The organism is Chryseobacterium sp. JUb7 (assembly GCF_024806495.1).
In the GTDB taxonomy this organism is placed as follows: Bacteria; Bacteroidota; Bacteroidia; order Flavobacteriales; family Weeksellaceae; genus Chryseobacterium.
In genome coordinates this window covers 1-3,466 of sequence record NZ_JANUFF010000029.1, presented here as the reverse complement: position 1 = coordinate 3,466, position 3,466 = coordinate 1, and the positions used below count along the sequence as shown (strand labels likewise).

Genomic DNA, 3,466 nt, shown 5'->3' with positions numbered 1-3,466 from the left:
AAATAGAGGTTAGAAATTAGAATTTAGAAGTTAGTTTTTTACTAATCTCTAATGACTAACATCTAACATCTGACTAGAGGGGAATTAGCTCAGCTGGCTAGAGCGCCTGCCTTGCACGCAGGAGGTCAAGGGTTCGACTCCCTTATTCTCCACAGTTTTGGAAGTTTGATTTAAAAGTTACGATTGGAGCCAAAAACAACAATTGTTCATCAGACGGAAAAGAAGACAATAAGATCATTGACATTAACGGTAAAGACATCACAAAGAGAAAACCGAGCACTTATAAGTGCTTGAGTAACCTAAAAATAGGAAAGAAATCGTTAAGGGCGTATGGCGGATGCCTAGGCTTTCAGAGGCGAAGAAGGACGTGGTAAGCTGCGAAAAGCTCGGGGGATTGGCACACACGAATTGATCCCGAGATGTCCGAATGGGGCAACCCGGCATGTTGAAGACATGTCACCTCGCAAGAGGAGCAAACCCGGAGAACTGAAACATCTAAGTACCCGGAGGAAAAGAAATCGAAGAGATTCCGTAAGTAGTGGCGAGCGAAAGCGGATTAGCCCAAAAGTCTTTATATATTTAGAAGAACGTTCTGGAAAGAACGGCCATAGACGGTGATAGCCCGGTATTCGAAAGGTATACATAGATGATAAATGAGTAGGGCGGGACACGTGAAATCCTGTCTGAATATGGGGGGACCATCCTCCAAGGCTAAATACTCCTGAAAGACCGATAGTGAACAAGTACTGTGAAGGAAAGGTGAAAAGCACTTCGAATAGAAGGGTGAAATAGAACCTGAAACCGTACGCCTACAAGCGGTCGGAGCCCACAAGTTGGGTGACGGCGTGCCTTTTGCATAATGAGCCTACGAGTTAATTTTACTAGCGAGGTTAAGGACTTCAGGTCCGGAGCCGGAGCGAAAGCGAGTCTGAATAGGGCGCATAGTTAGTAGGATTAGACGCGAAACCTTGTGATCTACCCATGGGCAGGTTGAAGCTCTGGTAACACAGAGTGGAGGACCGAACCGGTTGACGTTGAAAAGTCTTCGGATGACCTGTGGGTAGGGGTGAAAGGCCAATCAAACTGGGAGATAGCTCGTACTCTCCGAAATGCATTTAGGTGCAGCGTCGTATATAAGTTTATTAGAGGTAGAGCTACTGATTGGATGCGGGGGTTTCATCGCCTACCAATTCCTGACAAACTCCGAATGCTAATAAATGTTCTACGGCAGTGAGGGCATGGGTGCTAAGGTCCATGTCCGAGAGGGAAAGAACCCAGACCAACAGCTAAGGTCCCCAAATATATGTTAAGTTGAAGCAACGCGGTTGGACTGCATTGACAGCTAGGATGTTGGCTTGGAAGCAGCCATTCATTTAAAGAGTGCGTAACAGCTCACTAGTCGAGCGGTCCGGCATGGATAATAATCGGGCATAAACATATTACCGAAGCTATGGATTTATAATTAATTATATCTGGTAGGAGAGCATTCTATTTGCGCCGAAGCAGTATCGTGAGGTATTGTGGAGCGGATAGAAAAGAAAATGTAGGCATAAGTAACGATAAAGGGGGCGAGAAACCCCCTCACCGAAAGACTAAGGTTTCCTCAGCCATGCTAATCAGCTGAGGGTTAGTCGGGACCTAACGCGAACCCGAAAGGGGTAGTGGATGGACAATGGGTTAATATTCCCATACTTGCTCACACTAAAAAGGGGACGGTTCGACGTAGCTATTGAAGACGGACGGAAGTGTCAAGGCCTAGCCTTCGGGCGAAGCTGTTATAGTGAAATCGGATCCAAGAAAAGCCGAAGTGAAGCAACCCGTACCAAAACCGACACAGGTGGTCGAGGAGAGAATCCTAAGGTGCTCGAGTGAGTCGTGGCTAAGGAACTAGGCAAAATAGTCTCGTAACTTCGGAAGAAGAGACGCCAGCAGCAATGCTGGCCGCAGTGAAGAGGCCCAGGCGACTGTTTATCAAAAACACAGGACTCTGCTAAATCGAAAGATGCTGTATAGGGTCTGACACCTGCCCGGTGCTGGAAGGTTAAGGAAGGGCGTTAGCGTAAGCGAAGCGTTTGACTGAAGCCCCAGTAAACGGCGGCCGTAACTATAACGGTCCTAAGGTAGCGAAATTCCTTGTCGGGTAAGTTCCGACCTGCACGAATGGTGTAACGATCTGGGCACTGTCTCAGCCACGAGCTCGGTGAAATTGTAGTATCGGTGAAGATGCCGATTACCCGCAATGGGACGAAAAGACCCTGTGAACCTTTACTATAACTTCGTATTGACTTTGAGTAAGTAATGTGTAGGATAGGTGGGAGACTTTGAAGCAGGCACGCTAGTGTTTGTGGAGTCAACGTTGAAATACCACCCTTTACTTACTTGGAGCCTAACTTCTTTTAGAAGGACATTGCGTGGTGGGTAGTTTGACTGGGGTGGTCGCCTCCAAAAGAGTAACGGAGGCTTTCAAAGGTACCCTCAGCACGCTTGGTAACCGTGCGTAGAGTGTAATGGCATAAGGGTGCTTGACTGTGAGACCTACAAGTCGATCAGGTGCGAAAGCAGGACATAGTGATCCGGTGGTTCCGTATGGAAGGGCCATCGCTCATAGGATAAAAGGTACTCCGGGGATAACAGGCTAGTCTCCCCCAAGAGCTCACATCGACGGGGAGGTTCGGCACCTCGATGTCGGCTCGTCACATCCTGGGGCTGGAGAAGGTCCCAAGGGTTGGGCTGTTCGCCCATTAAAGTGGCACGCGAGCTGGGTTCAGAACGTCGTGAGACAGTTCGGTCTCTATCTATTGCGGGCGTTAGATGTTTGAGAGGGCTTGATTCTAGTACGAGAGGACCGAATTGAACAAACCTCTGGTGTATCAGTTGTACCGCCAGGTGCACCGCTGAGTAGCTACGTTTGGAAGAGATAAGCACTGAAAGCATATAAGTGCGAAACTCGCCTCAAGATGAGACATCTTTTAAGGGTCGTTGGAGATGACAACGTTGATAGGCTACAGGTGTAAAGTTGGTAACAGCATAGCCGAGTAGTACTAATTACCCGTAGATTTATAGCCTATTGGTTACAACTACCAAGCCTTATAAGTGCAGAACTGGTTTTGCCTTTGTGATGAAATTTACCGATAAAACAGAAGTTAGAAGCTCGATATTAGAATTTAGTAATTTACTAAACTCTAATTACTAATCTCTAACCTCTTATATACAACCTTTAGGGTGGTTTTAGCGGTGGGGCTCACCTGTTCCCATTCCGAACACAGAAGTTAAGCCCACCAGCGCCGATGGTACTGCTAACGCGGGAGAGTAGGTCGCCGCCAGTTTTTATTAAAAAGTCCTCAATCGCAAGATTGGAGGACTTTTTTTATGTATCAACCTCATTCATTTATTTGAATGAGGTTTTTTTGTGTCCATCCCCCAAAGATTTATCTTTGCCTATTGCCTATTGCCTATTGCCTATTGC

At 47.0% G+C, this 3,466-nt stretch carries 1 tRNA gene and 2 rRNA genes; all 3 read left to right on the top strand.

The window, feature by feature from the left end:
- The first annotated feature begins 78 nt into the window (after positions 1–78).
- Positions 79–152: transfer RNA gene (locus tag M2373_RS22480), tRNA-Ala, on the top strand.
- A gap of 158 nt (positions 153–310) precedes the next feature.
- Positions 311–3,065, top strand: a 23S ribosomal RNA gene (locus tag M2373_RS22475).
- 153 nt (positions 3,066–3,218) lie between these two features.
- Positions 3,219–3,326, top strand: a 5S ribosomal RNA gene (gene rrf / locus M2373_RS22470).
- Positions 3,327–3,466 lie beyond the last annotated feature (140 nt).